The following is a 20,643-nucleotide window of genomic DNA, read 5'->3' as shown; positions in this document are numbered from 1 at the left end:
ACAAGGCGGACCCCGGAAGGGGGCACATGAACGGTCTCGACTGGTCCGTGCTCATCGGCTACTTCGCCGTCATGGTGGCGATCGGTGTCTGGTCGCACAAACGCATCGACGACGTCAGCGACTTCTTCACGGCCGGCGGCAAGATGCCCTGGTGGCTGTCCGGCATCTCGCACCACATGTCGGGCTACAGCGCGGTGATGTTCACCGGGTACGCGGGCATCGCCTACACCTACGGCGTCACGTCCTTCGTGACCTGGTCGTTCCCCATCGCGCTCGGCATCGGCATCGGCTCCAAGCTGTTCGCGCCGCGTATCAACCGGCTGCGCTCACGGCTGCACGTGGCCTCGCCGCTGGAGTACCTGAAGAACCGGTACAACCTGCCCACGCAGCAGGCCCTGGCCTGGTCCGGCATGCTGCTGAAGATCGTGGACGTGGCCGCGAAGTGGGCGGCCATCGCCACGCTCCTGTCGGTCTTCACCGGCATCTCGATCAACGAGGGCATCCTGATCACCGGCGTCGTCACGGGCATCTACTGCACGATCGGCGGCCTGTGGGCGGACGCGCTGACCGAGCTGGGGCAGTTCATCATCCAGCTGCTGGCCGGTATCGCCATGTTCGTCGCCGTGGTCGTCAAGCTCGGCGACCACGGCGGGTTCTTCGGCGTCTGGGACGAGCCCGAGCTGCAGGGCCACGGCGATCCCCTGGTCGGCCCGTACGGCACGGTGTTCCTGCTCGCCTACCTCTTCATCAAGCTCTTCGAGTACAACGGCGGCATGCTCAACCAGGCCCAGCGCTACATGGCCACGCCCAACGCCCGCGAGGCCGAACGCTCGGCGCGGCTGTCGGCGGTGCTGTGGCTGGTCTGGCCGCTGGTGCTGTTCTTCCCGATGTGGATGTCGCCGCTGCTGGTCGAGTCGCAAAAGCCGGACGGTTCCGACTCCTACGCCCTGATGACCGAGCAGCTGCTGCCGCACGGCCTGCTGGGTCTCGTCATCGTCGGTTTCTTCTCGCACACCATGGCCATGTGCTCCTCGGACGCCAACGCGATCGCGGCCGTGTTCACCCGTGACGTGGCGCCGGTGCTCTCGGTGCGGGCACGCTCCTGGGGCCGGCGGTCCGGGCTGCTGGCGGCGCGACTGACGACGGTGATCTTCCTCGCCCTGTCGATGGCGGTGGCGACGCAGGTCGACTCGCCGACGTTCAAGGACATCATCACCGTCGTCATCAAGTGGGTCGCCGGCCTGATGGGTCCGATCGCGATCCCGATGATGCTCGGTCTGCTCCGGCCCTTCCGCCGCTCGGGCCCGACGGCGGCGCTCACCAGCTGGGCGCTGGGCCTGCTCGCCTTCTGGCTGGTCAACTACCCGATCAACTGGAGCGTGGAGGGCGGGGTGCCGCTGGAGTACCAGGTGTCGATCCCGCTGGCCGTGTCGCTGGTCCTGTACGTCGTGATCGGCTTCCTGAAGCCGGAGGACACCCCGGAACGGCTCGCGATCATCGAGCGGCTCAACACCGACGATGACGACGACGCCTCCGGCGCGGCGGCCGCGGTCCCGGCCCCGGCGGGCGGTGTGGAGGGCGCGCTGGGAACGGCGCGGACGAAGGACTGAACCACCCACGACCAGCACGCTGCCCCGCTCCCCCGGTGCCCTAGGGGGCGAACGCGGAGAGTACGGTGCCGTCCTCGAAGGTGACGAAGACGGCACCGCCGTGGATCAGCGTGCTGGTCGGACCCTCACCGGCCGAGGACCAGCCACCGAAGGTGTGGCGGTACGTGCCGACGCCCTGCCCGTCGGCGAGGACCGACGTGCCGACGCCCTCTTGGTCGGCCACGACCAGCCGGTCCCCGGCGATCCGCAGGGTTCCCCTCCCCGACCAGGGCTCCGTCCACCGCACCCGGCCCGTGGTGACGTCGCGGGCGACGAGTTCCGCCTGCTCGGCGTCCGAGGCGCCCTCCCTGCTGGACAGGAGTACGCCGGTGCGGCTCAACGCCAGGAGCCGCTCGCCCCGGTAGTCGCCCTCCGCCTTCTCCAGCGTTGTGCCGTCGCGGACTCCGGACGGGCAGGACAGGTGGGCGGCGCCGCGCGCCACCGGCTCGCAGCGCTCGGCCGCTTCGGCGAGCGTCCTGCCTCCCTCGCTGTCGAGAGCGAGGGTTTCGGCGCGGCCGTGCAGGTGAAGGGAGTCGCCCATGACCTCCAGGGAGCCGGGTTCGGCCGAGTCGAGCCTCCGCTCCCACTGTTGCTTCCCCTCCCCCGTGGCCGAGAAGGCCCGGACCAGCGCGCCGCCCTTGCCACCGCCCTCACGGTAGGCGACGAACAGCCGGCCCCCATGGGCGCGGGCCTTGACGGGCGCGTACCCCTTCTTGGCGCCCACGGTGGCCACGGGCTCGCCGTCCCGCAGGCGCAGTACGGTGATGCCGTCGTCGTCCGCCGACGGCACGTAGGCGGACGTACCGTCCAGGCCGGGTTCGCCCATGCCTGTACCGGCCGTGCCCGTACCGGCCGTCGCCCGGTCGTCCCCGGACGGGTAGCGCCACAGCAGGCCGCCGTCGCGCGCGTTCCGCGCCTCCAGCGAGATCCGGCCCGAGTCCTGGTGCAGCCTGCACACCAGGGTGGTGCCGCCGAGCACACAGCCGCGCGGCTCGCCCTCGCCCTCGAACGAGGTGCTCCAGGGGGACCAGTCGGCCGGCAGCCTGCTCCGGTCCATCGCGTCGGGCCCGAAGTCGCTCATGTCGCTGCTGACGAAGACCGACGGCGGCGCGGTGGACGCGGTGCCCGGCCCCGCCGCTTCGCCACCGTCGCCGGAGCCTGTGTCGTTGTCGCCGAGCGTGGCCGTCAGAACGGCCGTGACCACGCCGACCGCGATGCCCGAGGTGACCCCCGCCGCCCAGCGCAGACGGGTGCCGCGGCGCGAGCGGGACGGCGCGGCGGAGGGGGTGTTCCGCACCGGCGCGGGCGGCGAAGAGACGGCAGAGGCGGGCGGAGCGGAGGCAGGCGGAGCGGAGGCAGGCGGAGCGGAGGCGGGCGGAGCGGAGGCAGGCGGAGCGGAGGCAGGCGGAGCGGAGGCAGGCGGAGCGGAGGCAGGCGGAGCGGAGGCAGGCGGAGCGGAGGCGGGCGGAGCGGAGGCGGGCGGAGCGGAGGCGGGCGGAGCGGAGGCGGGCGGGTGGGGCTGCGGGGCAGCGGCCGGGCCGGGCGCGTGCCGGGGCGCGGGTGGCGCCAGCAGAGCCCTGCCCACCGTGGTCTCGTACTCGCCGATCACCCGGGCGATCCCGGCCGGCCACGGGAAGGCGCCGGTCCGTGGTTCGGGGGCGACGCCCGGCCGGGCGTTCGCGGCGGCCGGGTCCAGGTCGCGGACGAGTCGGGTGGTCGTCGGCCGCTGGGCCGGGTCCGGGTCGAGGCACGCGGTGATCAGCTCGCGCAGTTCACCGGGTACCCGCGACAGGTCGGGGCGGCCCTGCGCGATGCGGTGGACGATCGCGGCCAGTTCGTCGTCGTGGAAGGGGCCCTGGCCGGTCGCGGCGAAGCACAGGACCGCGCCGAGGCAGAACACGTCCGACGCGGCGGTGACCGACCGGTCGCCCGCGACGTGTTCGGGCGACATGAAGCCGGGAGAGCCGACCATGATGCCCGTCGCGGTGAGCGCCGTCGCGTCGTAGGCCTGCGCGATGCCGAAGTCGATGAGCCGGGGCCCGCCGGCGCCCAGGACGACGTTCGCCGGTTTCAGGTCGCGATGGACGAGCCGCGCACCGTGCACGGCGGCCAGTCCGCGGGCCAGGTCGGCGCCCAGTTCCCGGACCACGGGCACGGGCAGGGCGCCCGCGTGGGACACCGCCTCGTCGAGCGGGGGTCCGACGACGTACTCGGTGGCGAGCCACGGCCGTTCGGCGTCCGGGTCGGCGGCGACGAGGGCGGAGACGTACGGGCTGCGTACGGCCCCCGCGGCCTGCGCCTCCCGGCGGAACCGCAGCCTGAAGTCGGGCTGGAGCTCCAGGTCCCGGCGGACCGTCTTCAGGGCGACGAGGTCGTCGGGGCCGCCGTCCGGCGGGAGCGCGAGGTGGACCGTGCCCATCCCGCCGGAGCCCAGCGTGCCGAGCAGACGGTAGGAACCGATGCCGTACGGGGCGTGGGCGTCGAGCGGGCGCAGCACGTCGGGGCACTCCAGTTCGGGCGGATGCGGTGGGTCAGGCCGGCGGAAGCGCGAGGGAGCGTACGGTGCCGTCGTGGTAGGCGAGGTACAGCACCCCGCCGAGTGAGATCAGGCGCGGCCCCCACGCTTCCATGCCGATTTCCGAGTCCTGGAACCGGGCGTCGTTTCCGGGGGAGTCCTCGACCCAGTACCGCCCGCCGTCCTCGCCGTCGCCGCCGTCCACCGGCAGGGTGTAGAGGTACTCGTTGTCCGCGACCACCGCCGTCCTGCCGACGATCACGGAGGACGAGGTGAGCGCTTCGGCCGGCTGGGGTGCGCCGCCCACCGTGCGGACGAGGGCCTCTCCCTCCTTCTGGAGGACGACGCGGTTCGGGTCGTCGGCCGGTTCGAGCCGGTAGGCGGTGCCGTCCAGGAAGGCCAGGGAGGAGGCGCCGCTGTACTCGGCGCCCGGCCAGTCGCCGAAGGGGGCGGGGGTGGGGTCGCCCACGGGTGCGTAGTTCTCCGTGTCCAGCACCACGGTCCTGGGGCCAGAACCGCAGAGCACCTGGTCCGCGACCACCCGGATGTTCTCGCACTCACCGCCTTCTTCGACAGCGGCGTGGGTGGCCGCGCCGGTCCGGGCGTCGAAGCCCGTCAGTCCGCTGTCGGTGGTGGCGAGGACCCTTCCTTGCGCGAAGTCGAGTGCCATGTAGGGGGAGCCGGCCGATCCGGTCCCCGTGCGAGTGGACAGGGTCTTGTGCCACAGCGGTTCACCGGTCTCGGCGTCGAGGGCGTGCACGACGACCCCGTCCTTGTCGTGCGCGGTGAGGAACACGGCGCCCCCGCCCGTCAGCAGGGGTGCCTTGTTGGCGAGTTCACCCACCGGCAGGCCCCGCTCCCACCGCACCTCGCCGTCGGAGACGGACCTCCCGCGCACCTTGCCGCTCGCGTAGGAGATCACCAGGTCACCGTGGATCAGTGGCGGCTTGGCGCCGCCGGGGAGCCAGGTGCCGTTCATCGGGGTCTCGGCCGCCTTCTGCCCCGGGGCGGTGGACGGCACCGCCCAGCGCTGCCTGCCGTCGGCCGCGCCCACCGCGACCATGCCGCCGTCCACCGTGCGGCAGACCAGGATCTCGGGGTTCAGCGCACAGTGTCTGGGACGGCCGGGCAGCTGCGTGGTCCACGGCTGCCACCCGTCGGGGCGGGCGGACGGGTCGGCCGGGAAGTGCCGGGTGCCGTCGACTCCGTCCTCGTAGAGGCCGGACGGCTTGTCCGCCACCGCTTCGGCCGTCGCCGAGGCGGTGGGCGAGGCGCTGCCGCCCCCGGCCTCCGCCCCGCCCGGCTTCCCGGAGTCCTGCATCGCGCGCAGCCCGAACGCCCCGAGCACCCCCACCGCCGCGGCCGCGGCGATCACCGCCACGATCCTGCGGCGGGACGGGCCCGTCGGGCGCGACGGCGGTGGAGCGGACCCCGGAGCCGGGGGTGGGCCGGTGACGGTCTCCGCGCTGTGGACGGGTGAGGCGCCCGGCATCGTGGGGGCCCGACCGGGCACCGGTTCGGCCTGTGCCACGACGCGTGCGAGCTCGTCCTCGTACCGGTCCACCAGGACCCGCACCGCGGCGGGCCAGGCGGTCGCGCCGTTCTCCGCCGCCCCCGAAGCCCCCGCCGCCGCCTTGAAACGTCTCTCCAGCTCGACGGCGTCGGGCCGCGCGGCCGGGTCGAGGCTCAGGCAGTCCGCGATCAGCTCGCGCACCGGCTCCGGCACCGCGCCGAGGTCCGCGTCGGCCTGCGAGATCCGGTAGAGCACGGCGGCCACCGGGCCGTCCCCGAAGGGCGTCGCACCCGTCGCCGCGTAACACAGCACGGCGGCGAGGCAGAAGACGTCCGAGGCGGCCACGATGTGGCGACCGCCCAGTACGTGCTCGGGCGACATGTAGCCGGGCGAGCCGACCATCGCGCCCGTGGCGGTCATCGTGCTCGCGCCGAAGTCACGGGCGATGCCGAAGTCGATGACCCGGGGTCCGTCCGCGCCGAGCAGCACGTTCGCCGGCTTCAGGTCGCGGTGCCGGACGCGGGCGTGGTGGATGCCGCGCAGCGCACGTGCCAGGCCCAGGCCCAGGTGGAGCACCGTCTCTGCGGGAAGCGGGCCGGTCTCCCGCACCGCACGGTCCAGGGTCGGGCCCGCCACGTACTCGGTGGCCATCCAGGGTCCGGCCGCCTCCGCGTCACCGGACAGCAACCGGGCGGTGAAGCGCCCCTGGACCGTCTGTGCCGTCGCGATCTCCTGGCGGAAGCGGTCGCGGAAGGCCGGATCGCCGCTCAGGTCGGCGCGGATGGTCTTGACGGCCGCGAGCTCGGGCCGGGCACCGGCCGGGCCGGGCCGTACGTCCGCCCCCAGGTACACCTCGCCCATGCCGCCGGCACCGAGCCGGGCGAGGATCCGGTACGGCCCCACCTGTCTCGGGTCTCCCTCGCCCAGTCCACCCAGCATGGCGGTCGCGCCCCCTCTCGTCCTGCGGAACGCACGGCGCCGCAGCGTGCGTCCAGGGCGAACGGCCCCCTGCAGTCCTCGTGTTGACCTTGGTCCGGCGCCTCACCTTTACATCCGCGCGTACGGCCCGTCCACAGTCCCCCACACAATCGGGACGGCCTCACGACGGCCGTGTGACGTGCGCTCGCGGGGTGCCGGTGTCCGGGTCACCTCAGCGAGACCGACCCGGCCGGCTAACCCCGCGGGTATCGCGCCAGCCACCCCGGGGACGATCCCGCCGGGCCGTGCAGTGCGGGGCCCTGGGTCATCTCCATGGCGAAGTCGTCGGCCAGTTCCAGGAGCGTCGGGCGGCCCTCCAGCTCGGCCAGCCAGGCCGGGGGGAGGGCGGTCTCGCCGTGCAGGGCGCCGAGCAGGCCGCCGGTCAGCGCCCCGGTCGCGGCGGAGGGACCGCCGTGGTTGACGGCGAGCCGCAGCCCGTGCCGTACGTCCTCGGCGACGAGGGCGCAGTACACGGCGGCGGCGACGAGTCCGTCCGCCGCTCCGGCGCCGATCAGCTCGGTCACCCGTGCCGGGCCCGGCAGCCCCTGCCGTACCGCGCCCAGCGCGTGCTGCAGGGCGTCCGCCACAGGCTCGTGCCCTGGCCGGGCGGCGAGCAGGGCGAGTGCGTGCTGCACGGCACCGTCCAGGCTCTCTCCCCGCGCCAGCCCGTGCACGATCACGGCGTACGCGCCCGCCGACAGGTAGCCGGTGGGGTGGCCGTGGGTCTGCGCCGCGCACTCCACGGCGAGCTGGGCGACCAGTTGCGGCTCCCAGCCGACCAGGAGCCCGAACGGCGCCGACCGGGCGGCGGCCTCGGGCCCGCGCTCACCGGGATTCTTCGGCGCCTCCGGCGTGCCCATCGTCGCGTCACCCAGCCCGAGCAGCAGCGCGCGCGTGGCGTCCCGGCGGGCGTACAGCCACTCTTCCCGGGCCAGCCAGCCGTCGTCCTTGCGCCGCAGGTCGGGCCCCCAGTCGCGCTGGGTGGCGGCCCAGCGCCGGTACGCCCGGTGCAGGTCGGTCGGCGGGTGCCAGGCGCCGGTGTCCCGCCGTACCTGCGCGCGGATCAGTCCGTCCACGGAGAACAGGGTGAGCTGTGTGAGGTGGGTGACGGCACCGCGCCGGCCGTAGGCGGGGGCCAGGTCGGTGAGCCCTTCCGCGCCGTGCGCCTCGCGGACGCCGTCGGCGTCCAGCCCTTCGACGGGCGTGCCGAGGGCGTCCCCGACGGCCACCCCGAGCAGCGTCCCGCGTACCCGGCTGCGGAAGTCCTGCTGCTCGGCACGCCCCCAGACGGCACCGGCTGTCGCGCCCACCTGGACCTCCCCTCGGCACCGCGCGTACGTACGACGCCCAGCACTGTAATCGAACGGGGGTGGCCGGTTCAGGGCTGGAACGGGCCGGAACGGTGTGGATACGTTCACGTGGCGATGTGTGTCTCGCGGCAGCAGCGGACGAAGTCCTGGACGACGGGGTTGGTGTCGTCGGCGGGTGCCCAGGCGACCGCGACCCTGCTGGGGCTCACCCCGGTGACGGGGCGGTAGACGACGCCGGGGCGGGTGTAGAAGCGGGCCGCTGACGCGGGGGCGAGGGCGATGCCGTATCCGTTGGCGATCGCGCTGAGCCAGTCGTCCGGCTGCTCGGTGACGGCGCCGACGCGTACCGGGCGGTCGTCGCGCTCGTCGGTGGCCAGCCAGTACTCCCGCCATGGGCCCGTTTCGGCCGGGGCGGCGACGAAGGGCTCGTCCCACAGCTCTCGGAAGGGGATCACCTCGCGAGCGGCCATGGCATGCGCGGCGGGCAGCGCGACCCAGCGGGGTTCGGTGAACAGGACCGTCACCCGCAGCGCGTCCTGGCCGGGGAACGGCAGCCGTACCAGGGCGACATCGACGTCCGACTCCACGAGTCCGGCGGAGGGGTCCGACCAGGCGGCCTGCCGCATCTCGGCCCTCCAGCCCGGACGGCGCCGGGCGAACTCCGCGACGATCGGCTGTGTCGCCTCGTTGGCGGCACTGGCGATGAACCCGACCCGCAGGACGCGGGCCGCCCGGCTCGCCGTGGATCTCGTCTCCCGTCGCGCCGCCTCCCACCCGGCCAGCAGGGCGGGGACCCGTTCCGCCAGCACCCGCCCCGGTTCGGTGAGGGCCATGCCGGTCCTCGACCGTGTGAACAGCTCCACTCCGAGGGCGGCCTCCAACTGCCGGATCTGCTTGGTCAGCGCCGGCTGGGAGACGAACAGCCGCTCGGCGGCCCGGGTCAGGCTTCCCTCCTCCGCCACAGCGGCGAAGTACCGCAGCAACCGCGTGTCGACATCCATGCCGTCAGGTTATAGACACAGGTATTGGACGCGACGGCGCGCCACGGCGAGGGTTGGTGGAGGGAAGCGGGCCGCGACGACCGGGCTCGCGAGGGAACCGACCGGAAGGAGAGGCGCGTGTTCACGGCCTATGTGATCGTCACCGTCGCCGCGATCGTGGCGAACGCCGGGATCGCTGTCGCGGACCTGATGCGAGCTCGGTTCGTCCTCGCCAACTCGGCCGAAGTGGGAGTCCCCGTGTCGTGGCTCCCCCGGCTCGCCGCGCTCAAGGCCACCGGAGCCGCCGGGCTCCTCATCGGCCTCCTGGGCGTCCGGCCACTCGGCATCGCCGCCACGGTCGGTCTCGTCCTCTTCTACGTCGGCGCCGTCGCCGCGCACGTCCGCGCGCGGGTCCTCCACAACATCGCGTTCCCCGTCGGCTACCTGGCCCTGAACGCGGCCGCGCTCTTCCTGGCCACCGCGGGGGCAGTGTGAGGTGCCAGAAAAGCGTGAACGATTTGATCCCATCGCCCACAGGCCGCTCATTTGAGCGGCTGAAGGACGTTTCGCGCTGGGAGTTCACGCAAACGAGAAGGGTGGTCGTCCCCCGCATCTGCCCTCTCCACCACCCGGCCTCGCGGCGGTCACGGCAGGGCCGGAGGAAGATCGGCAGTGAGCCGGCCACGAGGCGGCGAACATCCCGTTGAGTGAGAAGCCGACTCGTGGGCGGAGTCCGTGGCGTTCACCGGCAGGCCGGCGTAGCCGTTCAGCGACGAAGGGACTCACGCCAGGCGTCGGCCAGGGCCCAGATGGCCTCGGATGCGAGGACCGGCCCCAGGCCGAAGCCCCTCCAGGCCTTGCCCAGCCGTATGTCGAAGAGGATGAGCAGGTCGCCGTCGGAGGACGTCATGGCGTCCCGGAACTCCTGACGGTAGCCGCCCCCCCGCCCAGGTCGTAGACGCCGAGGACCAGGTTGGAGAGGCCCATGTCGTAGCTCTGCGCGTCGGAGAACGGGAAGGGGCTGAACCTGTCGTCCATCCGCATGCGGAAGAGCCTCATCGAACCGATTTCGTCCTGCGCGGTCTTCGCCGCCGACCACGTCGCCCGGTCCAGAAAACGGTTCGCCCGGATGGACACGTCCCACTCGTCGAAGCCGTTCTCGTCCCGCTCCGAGCCGACGAAGTGCCAGGAGCGGTACTCCAGGTTCAACCGGCGTGGATCGCCCGGCAGATCGTCGACGGAACGCCTCAAAGAGATCACGTTCCCGGACCCTACCTACTCAGAATGTTCCGGGCTTCGGGATAGTGCTGCCATGACCACATCCCCTCGCGCGCTCTCTCTCGCGGCCACCGTCCTGACCGCGATCCTCGCCCTCTACATCGCCCTGGTCGCCTTCGGGAACATCACCGACTTCGGCACCAATCAGGACTTCGTACGTCATGTCCTCGCGATGGACACGACGTTCAAGGACGACGACCTGATGTGGCGGGCGATCACCAGCAAGGGCCTCCAGGACGCCGCCTACGTCGCGATCATCGTGTGGGAGACGGCGGCCGCGCTGGTGCTGATCTACGCGACCTGGCTGTGGATACGCCGTGACCACGCCCCCGCACGGCGCATGACCACGTACGGCACGCTCATGCTGATGCTGCTCTTCGGGGCCGGGTTCATCGGGATCGGCGGGGAGTGGTTCGCGATGTGGCAGTCGGCGGACTGGAACGGCCTGGAAGCGGCGACGCGGGTGTTCCTGCTGAGTGGCGTCGTGCTGATCGTCGCGCACCTGCCGTCCGGAGAGGTGGACGCTAGCCGACGACCGTGACCTTCGTGCCACTCGTCGCGAACGCCCAGACCGCCGTGCCGTCGGCCTTGTGCAGCCGTATGCCGCCCGTCTTCGCACCGGAGGCGGGCGGAGGGGGCGAGGAGCCGTCGACGGCGTTGGAGAAGGCGACCGAGACGCCGTCCTCCTGGGCGAAGTAGACGATCTGCTCGATCCGCACGCCGTCGGATCCGGTCGTGGCCCCCTCGGCGCGGGTGCCGACCGTGTAGGTGCCCGGGTCGGGGCTGACCGTGCCCGGCCACACCGTGAACGTCCGCCGGGCGGCGTCGCTCGCGTCGACCAGCCAGACACGCTTCTGGTCGAGCGAGTAGACGATGCGCCGCCCGGTGCCGGAGCCGTCCGGTACCGGGGCCGGCGCGGTCTCCTTCGGGGTCGGCTGCGCGTCCGCCGACACCGAAGGGCTCGGCTTGGCGACCGTGGCGGTGGGGTGGGGGCCCTGGTCCGCCTGTGCGGCCAGGACGGTCACCGCCGCGATCGCCCCCACGGTCAGACCGGAGACCCAGGCCCATGAGGGAAGTCGGGCTGGCACGGGCACGCATCTCCTCAGCTACGAGAACCCCGACACACCGGGGGCCCGATCATCGTACTGCGGGCGGCCCGTGCCCCTACGCCTCCCCGGGAGTCAGTCCAGTACCGGCAGCAGCTCCGGCAGGTGACCGTCCGACGCCGTCGCCGCCCGCTGCCGCTCCTCGGTCACCGGGCCGTACAGCGTCGTCCGGGGCTTCGCCGGGCGGCCGGCCGCGTCGGCGACCGCGATCAGGTCCTTGACCGACTTGTACGAGCCGTACGACGAGCCGGCCATGCGGGAGATCGTCTCCTCCATCAAGGTGCCGCCCAGGTCGTTCGCGCCGGAGCGGAGCATCTCCGCCGCACCCTCGGTGCCCAGTTTCACCCAGCTTGTCTGGATGTTGGGGATGTGCGGGTGCAGGAGGAGGCGGGCCATCGCCGTGACCGCGCGGTTGTCGCGCATGGAGGGACCCGGCCTCGCGATGCCGGCCAGGTACACCGGCGCGTTGGTGTGGATGAAGGGGAGCGTCACGAACTCCGTGAAGCCGCCCGTGCGCTGCTGGATGCCGGCGAGGGTGCGCAGGTGGCCCAGCCAGTGGCGGGGCTGGTCGACGTGGCCGTACATCATCGTGGACGAGGACCGGATGCCGAGTTCGTGGGCGGTCTCGACGACCTCGATCCATGTCGCCGCGGGCAGCTTGCCCTTGGTCAGGATCCAGCGGACCTCGTCGTCGAGGATCTCCGCCGCCGTGCCCGGGATCGAGTCCAGGCCCGCTTCCCTCGCCGCGCTCAGCCACTCGCGGATGGACATGCCGGTGCGGGTCGCGCCGTTGACGACCTCCATCGGGGAGAAGGCGTGCACGTGCATGCCGGGGACGCGCTCCTTGACGGCCTTCGCGATGTCGAAGTAGGCCGTGCCGGGCAGGTCCGGGTGGATGCCGCCCTGCATGCAGACCTCGACCGCGCCCACCTCCCAGGCCTGCTGCGCGCGGTCGGCGACCTGCTCCAGGGAGAGCGTGTACGCGTCGGCGTCCGTGCGGCGCTGGGCGAAGGCGCAGAAGCGGCAGCCGGTGTAGCAGACGTTGGTGAAGTTGATGTTCCGGGTGACGATGTACGTGACGTCGTCGCCCGAGACGGACTTCCGCACGTCGTCGGCCACCTCGCACAGCGCGTCCAGCGCCGGGCCGTCGGCGTGCAGCAGGGCGAGGGCCTCGTCGTCCGTGAGCCTCGTCGGGTCGTCGGCCGCCGTCGCCAGGGCCTGGCGTACGTCGGTGTCGATGCGCTCCGGTGCCATGCCGGGGGCGGCGGCCTCGCGCAGGGCGCCCCAGTCGCCGTACACCTCGTCGAAGTCGTCGCGGCGGTCCGACGTACGGCCTTCGGTGTCGATGGTCGTGTGCAGGTCGGTGCGGCCGGTCGCGGTGAACGCCTCGTCCGGCTCCTGCCACGGGTGGCCCTCGACCGTCGCGTCCGCTCGGGCCAGGCCGGTGGCCGGGTCGGCGAGGGCCGCCACGTGCGGGCGCAGGCGCGGGTCCAGCCAGGGTTCGCCGCGCTGGACGAACTCCGGGTACACGCAGAGGCGTTCGCGGAGCTCGAAGCCGGCCGTGCGGGACTTGTCGGCGAGTTCGTCGATCTGCGGCCAGGGGCGCTCGGGGTTGACGTGGTCGATGGTGAGCGGGGAGACCCCGCCCCAGTCGTCGATACCGGCGCCGATCAGGCGCTCGTACTCCGAGTCCACCAGGTTGGGCGGGGCCTGGAGGCAGGCGGACGGGCCCATGATGTGGCGGGCGACGGCCACCGTGGCGACCAGTTCGTCCAGTTCCGCGTCGGGCATGCCGCGCATCGCCGTGTCCGGCTTGGCGCGGAAGTTCTGGATGATCAGTTCCTGGATGCCGTGGTAGGCGCGGGAGACCTTGCGGAGGGCGAACAGCGACTCGGCGCGCTCCTCGTAGGTCTCGCCGATACCGATGAGGATCCCGGAGGTGAAGGGGACCGAGGAGCGTCCGGCGTCCTCCAGGACGCGCAGGCGTACGGCCGGTTCCTTGTCCGGGGAGCCGTGGTGGGGGCCGCCGGGCTCGGACCACAGGCGGGTCGCGGTGGTCTCCAGCATCATGCCCATGGAGGGGGCGACCGGCTTGAGGCGCTGGAAGTCCGTCCAGGTCATGACGCCGGGGTTGAGGTGCGGGAGGAGGCCCGTCTCCTCCAGGACGCGGATCGAGATGGCGCGGACATAGGCGATCGTGTCGTCGTAGCCGTGCGCGTCGAGCCACTCGCGCGCCTCCGGCCAGCGGTCCTCGGGCTTGTCGCCGAGGGTGATCAGCGCTTCCTTGCAGCCGAGGGCGGCACCGCGCCGGGCGATGTCGAGGACCTCGTCGGGGGACATGAACATCCCGTGTCCCTCGCGGCGCAGCTTGCCGGGGACGGTGACGAAGGTGCAGTAGTGGCACTTGTCCCGGCACAGCCGGGTCAGCGGGATGAAGACGCTCTTCGAGTAGGTGATGACGCCGGGGCGCCCGGCGGCCTCCAGGCCCGCGTCCCGGACCCGGGCGGCGGACGCGGTGAGGGCGTCAAGGTGCTCGCCGCGTGCCTGGAGCAGCACCGCGGCCTCGGACACGTCGAGGGCGACGCCGTCCCGCGCGCGTTTGAGGGCGCGGCGCAGGGAGTTCTCGGTGGGGCCCGTGGGGTCGGCGGGACCGGTTCCGGGGGTCGCGGAAGTCGTCATCCTTCGAGCATACGAGCGGCGTGATCAGGACGCGGGGCCCGTCCCACCGGCCCGCCCCGGCGGTCGCGCTTCCTCCCGCCCGGCGCCCCACTCCCCCACCGGGCGGTCTTCCGCTCTCAATCCGCCGAACCCCTTTCCTTGCACGGGAGTTCACGGCTCAATACGAGGGTTGCACGCACCATCCCCCGCACCACCCCCGCACCACCGATGTCATGTCACTGACGACACCTGGGAGCAGCAGCATGTGCGAGGACGACCACGCCGGAATCGGCAGACGCGCGGTGTTCGTGACGGGAGCCGCCGCGGCGCTTACGTTGACAAGCGTGAGCTTCGCCTCGGCGGCACCGCGGGAGCGGCGGAAGAGAACGGTGCGCGGCACCCTGCCCGCCGGATCGCCCGACTTCGTGTACGTACCCGTCGAAGTCCCGGACGGCGTCCGGGAGATCCACGTCGCCTACACCTACGACCGCCCCGCCGTCCCGGCCGGCACCCAGGGCAACGCCCTCGACATCGGCCTGTTCGACGAGCGCGGCACCGGCCTCGGCGGCCGGGGTTTCCGGGGCTGGTCGGGCGGGGCGCGCACGGAGTTCTTCGTCCGGGCCGACGAGGCGACACCGGGGTACCTCCCCGGGCCCGTGCGAGCGGGTGTGTGGCACATCGCGCTCGGCCCGTACACGGTGGCTCCGCGGGGGCTGTCGTACGAGATCACGATCACGCTGACGTACGGGGAGGAGAGCGCGACCGTGCGGCCGGTGTATCCGCCCGAGCGTGCCAAGGGCCGGGGGCGCGCCTGGTACCGGGGCGACTGCCATCTGCACTCCGTGTACTCCGACGGCCGCTACACCCTCGCCGAGATCGCGTCGCTCGCGCGCGAGGCCGGACTGGACTTCATCAACTCCTCCGAGCACAACACGCACTCGGCGCACGCGCACTGGGCGAAGGTGGCCGGGGACGACCTGCTGATCATGCTCGGCGAGGAGGTGACGACCCGCAACGGGCACGTCGTCGCCCTCGGCACCGATCCCGGCACCTTCGTCGACTGGCGCTACCGGGCCCGTGACAACCGCTTCGGCCGTTTCGCCCGCCAGATCCGCCGCGCCGGCGGGCTGGTCGTCCCGGCCCACCCGCACGCCACCTGCATCGGCTGCAACTGGAAGTTCGGGTTCGGGGAGGCGGACGCGGTCGAGGTGTGGAACGGGGCCTACACGCCCGACGACGAGGTGGCGCTGGCCGACTGGGACGGCATGCTGGTCGCCGCCGTGCGCGACGGACGTGACGGGCGCGGCGGGCGGGACGGGCGGGGCTGGCTCCCGGCGATGGGCAGCAGCGACTCGCACCGCGCCCCGGACGTGATCGGCCGCCCGCAGACCGTCGTCCTCGCCGACGACCTGACCCGGGAGGCGATCCAGGAGGGCATCCGGGCCGGACGGTCGTACGTCGCCGAGTCGGCGAAGGTGTCGCTGGCCTTCACCGCGTCCGGCGGCCGGGGCGAGCACGCCGGGATCGGCGAACGGCTGCGCGTGGACGACGACACCCCGGTCACCGTCCGCCTGGAGGTGACGGGCGCCCCGCGCTGCGCGGTGCGCTTCGTCACGGATCAGGGCGTGCTGTTCACCAGTGCGCCGCTGCCGGTGTCCGGCTCGGGCGTCGTCGAGTGGCGCACGACCGCGTCCTACGCGGCGTACGTACGGGCGGAACTGCGCCACGAGGCGGCGGCGGGGCCCCTGCCGGGGGCGCTGGCGGCGTTCACGAACCCGGTCTTCCTGCGTCGGTAGCCTCCAGGCCGCCGGGCCCCGCCAGGTCCGCGACGACCGCCGCGTGGTCGGAGGGCCATACGCCGCCCACGGGGCCGTCGCCCGCCCGTCGCACGGCACGTACGCGGCCGAGTCCGTCCGGGCCGGGCGGCCCCACGTGGACGTAGTCGATCCGCGCGCCCGGCACCGGCCCGTCGGGGATGTACGGGTTGGCCCCGTCCCAGGTGGCGGACGGGGCCGACGGGTCGGCGTGCTCCCAGGCGTCCTGGAGCCGGCCCGCACGCAGGAGGCGGACCTCCGGCGACTCGGGGCGGGCGTTGAGGTCGCCGGTGACGACGGGCGGGAAGCCGGTGCCGCGGCGGTGAACGGCGACGAAGTCCGAGAGCGCGGCGACCTGTTCGCGGCGCACGGTGGAGGCGTGGCCACCCGAGGTCAGGTGGGCGGTGAAGAAGGGGACCGGGTGGCCGGGCGCGTCCAGACGGGCGTAGAGCGCCAGGCGGCCGTCGTCCAGTTCCTCGGGGACGGGCAGCCGCAGCGCCGCCCGCTCCATGGCCGGCCAGCGGCTGAGCACCGCGGCGCCGATGCCGACCGTGTCGTCCCCGATCCGCCGCTGCCACCGCTCGGGGGCCTCGCAGGCGGCCCAGACGCAGTGCAGGCCGAGTTCGCCGGCCAGCCACTCGGCGAGGTTCGCGCCGTCGGCGGCGGCCCAGACCTCCTGGAGACCGACGACGTCGGGCCGCAGCTCCCGCAGCACGGCGAGGACCGCCTTCTGCCGGTCGGCCCACGGCCCGAACCGCCACCACAGATTCCAGGTCACGACCCGCACACCGGCACCACCCGTCTCTCGGCCCTGCCCTCTCCCTTCCCCGGAGGTTCTCCAGGGAACATGGAGGCACACGAGACGGAAGGGTGAACGAACGATGTCGATGTCGTCCTCCGCCGAGAACGCCGAGAAGAAGTACCGGGCCGTCACGGCCCTCCAGCGCCGCCTCAACTCCGTCGTACGCCGCCTGCCGGGCCAGACCCTGCTGGAGACCACCGGCCGCGTCTCCGGCCTGCCCCGCCGCACGCCGGTGGGCGGGCGGCGGGTCGGGGACTCCTTCTGGCTGGTGTCGGAGTTCGGTGAGCGCTCCCAGTACGTCCGCAACATCCGGGCCGATCCGCGGGTACGGGTGCGGGTCCGCGGCCGCTGGTACACGGGAACGGCCCACCCCCTGTCCGACGACGACCCGGTCGCGCGGCTGCGACGCCTCCCCCGGCTCAACAGCCTGGCGGTGCGGGCCATGGGGGTCGGCACGGGGCTGCTGACGGTGCGGGTGGACCTGGAGAGATGAGGAGCCGCGTGAGGGACCTGTGATCGGCGTCTCCCACGGCTGACGGGGTCGGCATGAACAAGGCAAACTGGCGTAGTTGCTCAGGATGTCTAGGGGGACTGCATGGACGGTGTACCGCGCGTACCGGAGCAGCGGCGTCCCGGATCCCCGGCGGAACCGGAGAAGCCGGCGGAACGGGAGAAGCCGGCGGCGCTGCGCTTCGGCGTGCTCGGACCGGTACGCGCCTGGCGCGGCGGCGAAGCGCTGGCCACCGGCTCCCCCCAGCAGCGCGCCCTGCTGGCCGCCCTGCTGCTCCGCGAGGGCCGTACGGCGACGGCGTCCGAACTGATCGACGCCCTGTGGGGCGAGGAACCGCCGTCGCAGGCGCTGGCGGCGGTACGGACGTACGCGTCGCGGCTGCGGAAGGTCCTGGACCCCGGTGTCCTGGTGAGCGAATCGGGCGGGTACGCCGTACGGGGCCTGGACGAGAGGGCGTTGGACCTGACCGCCGCCCAGGACCTGTCGGCCGAGGCCGAGAAGGCGCGCGGCGCCGGGGACCTGTGCCACGCGCGTGACGTACTGCGCCGCGCGCTGGCGCTGTGGGACGGCGAGGTACTGGCCGGCGTCCCGGGCCCGTACGCCGAGGCTCAGCGCGTCCGCCTGGAGGAGTGGCGGCTCCAACTCCTCGAGACCTGCCTCGACATGGACCTGGAACAGGGCTGCCACGCGGAGGCCGTCTCGGAGCTGACGGCGCTCACGGCGGCGCACCCGCTGCGGGAACGCCTGCGCGAGCTGCTGATGCTGGCCCTGTACCGCAGCGGACGCCAGGCGGAGGCCCTCGCCGTCTACGCGGACACGCGACGCCTGCTCGCCGACGAACTCGGCGTCGACCCGCGCCCCGGCCTCCAGGAACTCCAGCAGCGCATCCTCCAGGCCGACCCGGACCTCGCCGAACCGCCGGCCCCGGCCGCGCAGACGGCGGTGGCCCCGGTCCGGCCGGCCCAGCTTCCCGCCACCGTCCCGGACTTCACGGGACGCGCGTCCTTCGTCCGCGAGCTGAGCGACGTACTGTCGTCGGCCTCCGGGGACGGCGACGGCAACGGCCGCGTGATGGCGGTCTCGGCGCTGGCCGGCATAGGCGGCGTCGGCAAGACGACCCTCGCGGTGCACGTCGCCCACCGGGCGCGGGCCGCCTTCCCGGACGGGCAGCTGTACGTCGACCTCCAGGGCGCGGGCGCGCGGGCGGCGGAACCGGAGACGGTACTGGGCTCCTTCCTGCGCGCCCTGGGCACGCCCGACTCGGCCGTCCCGGACTCCCTGGAGGAACGCGCGGCGCTCTACCGCTCCCTCCTGGACGGCCGCCGTGTCCTCGTCCTGCTCGACAACGCCCGGGACGCCGCCCAGGTACGCCCGCTGCTGCCCGGCACGGAGGGCTCCGCGGCGCTGGTGACGGCGCGGGTGCGGATGGTGGACCTCGCCGGCGCTCACCTGGTCGACCTGGACGTGATGTCACCCGACGAGGCGCTGACGCTCTTCACGAGGATCGTGGGCGAGGAGCGGGTGGCCTCGGAACGGCAGGCGGCGCTGGACGTGGTCGGGGCCTGCGGCTTCCTGCCCCTGGCGATCCGCATCGCGGCGTCCCGGCTGGCGGCCCGCCGCACGTGGACGGTCTCGGTCCTCGCCGCGAAACTGGCGGACGAACGCCGCCGCCTGGACGAACTCCAGGCCGGTGACCTGGCCGTCAAGGCCACCTTCGAGCTGGGCTACGGCCAGCTGGAGCCGGCCCAGGCGCGGGCGTTCAGGCTGCTCGGGCTGGCCGACGGCCCGGACATCTCCCTCGCGGCCGCGGCGGCGGTACTCGACCTCCCGGCACAGGACACCGAGGACCTGCTGGAGTCCCTGGTGGACACGTCCCTGCTCGAATCGGCGGCGCCGGGCCGCTACCGCCTGCACGACCTCGTACGTCTCTACGCGCGTGCGTGCGCGGAACGGGACGAGCACCCGCCGAGCGAGCGGGGGGCGGCGCTGTCGCGGCTGCTGGACTTCTACCTGGCCACGGCGGCGGGCATCTACGCGATGGAACGTCCGGGGGACCGCCTGGTGGACCACCTGGAACCGACGCGGCACGAAGGACTGCGCTTCGCCGAGGGGACGGCGGCCCTGGACTGGCTCTACACCGAAGGGGAGTCCCTGCTGGCCTGCGTACGGCAGTCCGTGGACACGGACCGGCTGCGGCGCGCGGTGGACCTCCTGTGGGCCGCCAAGGACCTGGCCGAGTCCGGCGCCAACTCCCGTCAGTACGAGGCCACGGCCATCGCCGTGTCCGAAGCCGCCCGGGCCGCCGGAGACCTCCGTACGGAAGGACGGGCGCGGACGACCCTCACCAACGTGCTGCTCGTGTCCGGCCGCATCCACCAGGCGGCGGACGAGGCGCGTCTGGCCATGGAACGGGCGGCCTCCGCGCGGGACGTCGCGGCGGGCAGCTGGGCCGCCAACGACCGGGGCCTCATCTCGCTGCACCAACACCGCTACTCCGACGGCAAGACCTTCTTCGACCAGGCCATCCGGGGCTTCAGCCAGGCGGGCAACCGGGCGGGCGAGGCGACGACGTCGTTCAACCTGTCGCGCGCCCACCTGGCCATGGGCAACGTCGGCAAGGCGGTCGGTATCGCCAGGGACGGGCTCACCCTGCTCGCGGAGCTGGGCAGGACGATGCGCCTGGCCAACGGCCACTACGCCCTCGGTATGGCCCTCACCCAGGCCGGGCGGCTCACAGAGGCCCTGAACCAGTTCAACGAGGCGCTGACCATCTTCGTGGACCACCGTCAGCGTCTGTGGGAAGGGACCACGCACTTCAGGGTCGCCGAGGCGCACATCGCCGCGCGCCGCCCCGCCCAGGCGGCTCAGCACGCCGAACAGGCCCTCGCCATCGGGTGCATCGGAGGCGACCGGATGCGCGGCAACGTCCTGACGCTCCTCGGCCGGTCGCTCTCCGCACTGGGGCAGGCCGACCGGGCCCGAGCATGCTGGCGCGAGGCGCTCAAGCTCTACGAGGAGAACAGCGCCTCGGAGGCCGACGAGGTGCGCACCCTGCTGGCGCCCGCCGACGCGGCCTGAGCGACGCGGCCTGAGCGACACGGCCTGGGCGACGCGGCCTGGGCGACGCGGCGTCGGGAGGGCGAAACGGCGGCGTTCAGCGTTCGTTTATCTCCCTCCAGCATGCTTCCGAACGCCAGACCGTCGCGTCGGGGGGCAGACGGTCACAGGGGAGCCGACCGGGTTACTGTTCGGCTCCGAACGCCCGCCCAGCGGCCCTCGGGGGAGCTACTGGGCGGGCGTTGCGCACCCGACCTCGTCGTTGCAGAGGAGCACGAATCGATGAGCGAGCAGAAGGCCACGCCCGCCAAGCCGCTGGACAACCAGATGCCCACGCCGCCGGCGAACGGCGAACCCGTCGTCGCGCTGGACAACCAGATGCCCACGCCGCCGGCGAAGGACGAGCCCATCGTCACGATGGACAACCAGATGCCCACGCCGCCCGCCCTGGACGGCGACGGCAAGTAGACCC

At 73.1% G+C, this 20,643-nt stretch carries 16 protein-coding genes and 1 pseudogene; 7 read left to right on the top strand and 10 right to left on the bottom strand.

Translation table 11 applies throughout. From position 1 onward, the window contains the following. The first annotated feature begins 26 nt into the window (after positions 1–26). On the top strand, positions 27–1,610 hold the full coding sequence (locus tag QC283_RS33575; protein WP_279565533.1) for a sodium:solute symporter family protein: 1,584 nt from the start codon (positions 27–29) through the stop codon (positions 1,608–1,610). Between the two features lie 689 nt (positions 1,611–2,299). On the opposite strand, the gene QC283_RS39690 is transcribed toward QC283_RS33575, so the two are convergent. From QC283_RS39690 to QC283_RS33555, 5 genes and pseudogenes are all read right to left on the bottom strand, one after another. Further along, positions 2,300–3,280 (bottom strand): pentapeptide repeat-containing protein, encoded by a 981-nt coding sequence (locus QC283_RS39690; protein WP_443032727.1) that lies wholly within the window; start codon positions 3,278–3,280, stop codon positions 2,300–2,302. A gap of 74 nt (positions 3,281–3,354) precedes the next feature. After that, a pseudogene (locus tag QC283_RS39685) lies at positions 3,355–4,146 on the bottom strand (serine/threonine-protein kinase); the annotation flags it as partial. A 34-nt stretch (positions 4,147–4,180) separates the two neighbouring features. Next, entirely contained in the window at positions 4,181–6,616 is a 2,436-nt protein-coding gene (locus QC283_RS33565) for a protein kinase domain-containing protein (RefSeq protein ID WP_279565531.1), read from the bottom strand. A gap of 233 nt (positions 6,617–6,849) precedes the next feature. Then, the gene (locus tag QC283_RS33560) at positions 6,850–7,965 is read right to left on the bottom strand and encodes an ADP-ribosylglycohydrolase family protein (protein WP_279565530.1); all 1,116 of its coding nucleotides are present in this window, start codon (positions 7,963–7,965) and stop codon (positions 6,850–6,852) included. A gap of 104 nt (positions 7,966–8,069) precedes the next feature. Further along, a complete protein-coding gene (locus QC283_RS33555) occupies positions 8,070–8,966 on the bottom strand; it encodes a LysR family transcriptional regulator (protein WP_279565529.1) in 897 nt (298 codons plus the stop codon). 117 nt (positions 8,967–9,083) lie between these two features. Here QC283_RS33555 and QC283_RS33550 point away from each other — a divergent pair, with 117 nt between their 5' ends. Beyond that, positions 9,084–9,440 carry a DoxX family protein gene (locus QC283_RS33550; protein WP_279565528.1) on the top strand — a complete coding sequence of 119 codons (357 nt, stop codon included), beginning with the start codon at positions 9,084–9,086 and terminating at the stop codon, positions 9,438–9,440. 271 nt (positions 9,441–9,711) lie between these two features. Here QC283_RS33550 and QC283_RS33545 read toward each other — a convergent pair whose 3' ends face one another. Together QC283_RS33545 and QC283_RS33540 are read right to left on the bottom strand one after the other, a co-directional pair. Beyond that, a complete protein-coding gene (locus QC283_RS33545; RefSeq protein ID WP_279565527.1) occupies positions 9,712–9,855 on the bottom strand; it encodes a hypothetical protein in 144 nt (47 codons plus the stop codon). Continuing rightward, on the bottom strand, positions 9,852–10,205 hold the full coding sequence (locus tag QC283_RS33540) for a hypothetical protein (protein WP_279565526.1): 354 nt from the start codon (positions 10,203–10,205) through the stop codon (positions 9,852–9,854). Before QC283_RS33540 ends, QC283_RS33545 begins: the two co-directional genes overlap by 4 nt. A 52-nt stretch (positions 10,206–10,257) precedes the next feature. On the opposite strand from QC283_RS33540, the gene QC283_RS33535 reads away from it, so the two are divergent. Beyond that, positions 10,258–10,764, top strand: coding sequence for a DUF2165 domain-containing protein (locus QC283_RS33535; protein WP_279565525.1), 507 nt, complete (start codon positions 10,258–10,260; stop codon positions 10,762–10,764). On the opposite strand, the gene QC283_RS33530 is transcribed toward QC283_RS33535, so the two are convergent. Both QC283_RS33530 and QC283_RS33525 read right to left on the bottom strand, forming a co-directional pair. Further along, positions 10,748–11,311 (bottom strand): hypothetical protein, encoded by a 564-nt coding sequence (locus QC283_RS33530; RefSeq protein ID WP_279565524.1) that lies wholly within the window; start codon positions 11,309–11,311, stop codon positions 10,748–10,750. The two genes, QC283_RS33535 and QC283_RS33530, sit on opposite strands and share 17 nt — an antisense overlap. 93 nt (positions 11,312–11,404) lie before the next feature. Continuing rightward, positions 11,405–14,008: a bifunctional FO biosynthesis protein CofGH gene (locus tag QC283_RS33525; protein ID WP_279565523.1), complete on the bottom strand. Its 2,604-nt coding sequence runs from the start codon at positions 14,006–14,008 to the stop codon at positions 11,405–11,407. Positions 14,009–14,250: 242 nt separating this feature from the next. Between QC283_RS33525 and QC283_RS33520 the strand changes: the two genes are divergently transcribed. Further along, a complete protein-coding gene (locus QC283_RS33520; protein WP_279565522.1) occupies positions 14,251–15,783 on the top strand; it encodes a CehA/McbA family metallohydrolase in 1,533 nt (510 codons plus the stop codon). On the opposite strand, the gene QC283_RS33515 is transcribed toward QC283_RS33520, so the two are convergent. Next, positions 15,755–16,588: an endonuclease/exonuclease/phosphatase family protein gene (locus tag QC283_RS33515; RefSeq protein WP_279565521.1), complete on the bottom strand. Its 834-nt coding sequence runs from the start codon at positions 16,586–16,588 to the stop codon at positions 15,755–15,757. The genes QC283_RS33520 and QC283_RS33515 overlap by 29 nt on opposite strands. A 94-nt stretch (positions 16,589–16,682) precedes the next feature. Here QC283_RS33515 and QC283_RS33510 point away from each other — a divergent pair, with 94 nt between their 5' ends. The 3 genes from QC283_RS33510 to QC283_RS33500 all read left to right on the top strand — a co-directional run bounded on the left by QC283_RS33510 (position 16,683) and on the right by QC283_RS33500 (position 20,639). Continuing rightward, positions 16,683–17,096, top strand: coding sequence for a nitroreductase/quinone reductase family protein (locus QC283_RS33510; RefSeq protein WP_383523303.1), 414 nt, complete (start codon positions 16,683–16,685; stop codon positions 17,094–17,096). A 102-nt stretch (positions 17,097–17,198) separates the two neighbouring features. Then, positions 17,199–20,192 (top strand): AfsR/SARP family transcriptional regulator, encoded by a 2,994-nt coding sequence (locus QC283_RS33505; protein WP_279565520.1) that lies wholly within the window; start codon positions 17,199–17,201, stop codon positions 20,190–20,192. 261 nt (positions 20,193–20,453) lie between these two features. Next, entirely contained in the window at positions 20,454–20,639 is a 186-nt protein-coding gene (locus tag QC283_RS33500) for a hypothetical protein (RefSeq protein WP_279565519.1), read from the top strand. Positions 20,640–20,643 lie beyond the last annotated feature (4 nt).

It is taken from the genome of Streptomyces sp. DH41, assembly GCF_029813785.1.
In the GTDB taxonomy this organism is placed as follows: domain Bacteria; phylum Actinomycetota; class Actinomycetes; order Streptomycetales; family Streptomycetaceae; genus Streptomyces.
The sequence above is the reverse complement of the archived record's forward strand: the minus strand, read 5'-3'. Positions and strand labels throughout refer to the sequence as shown.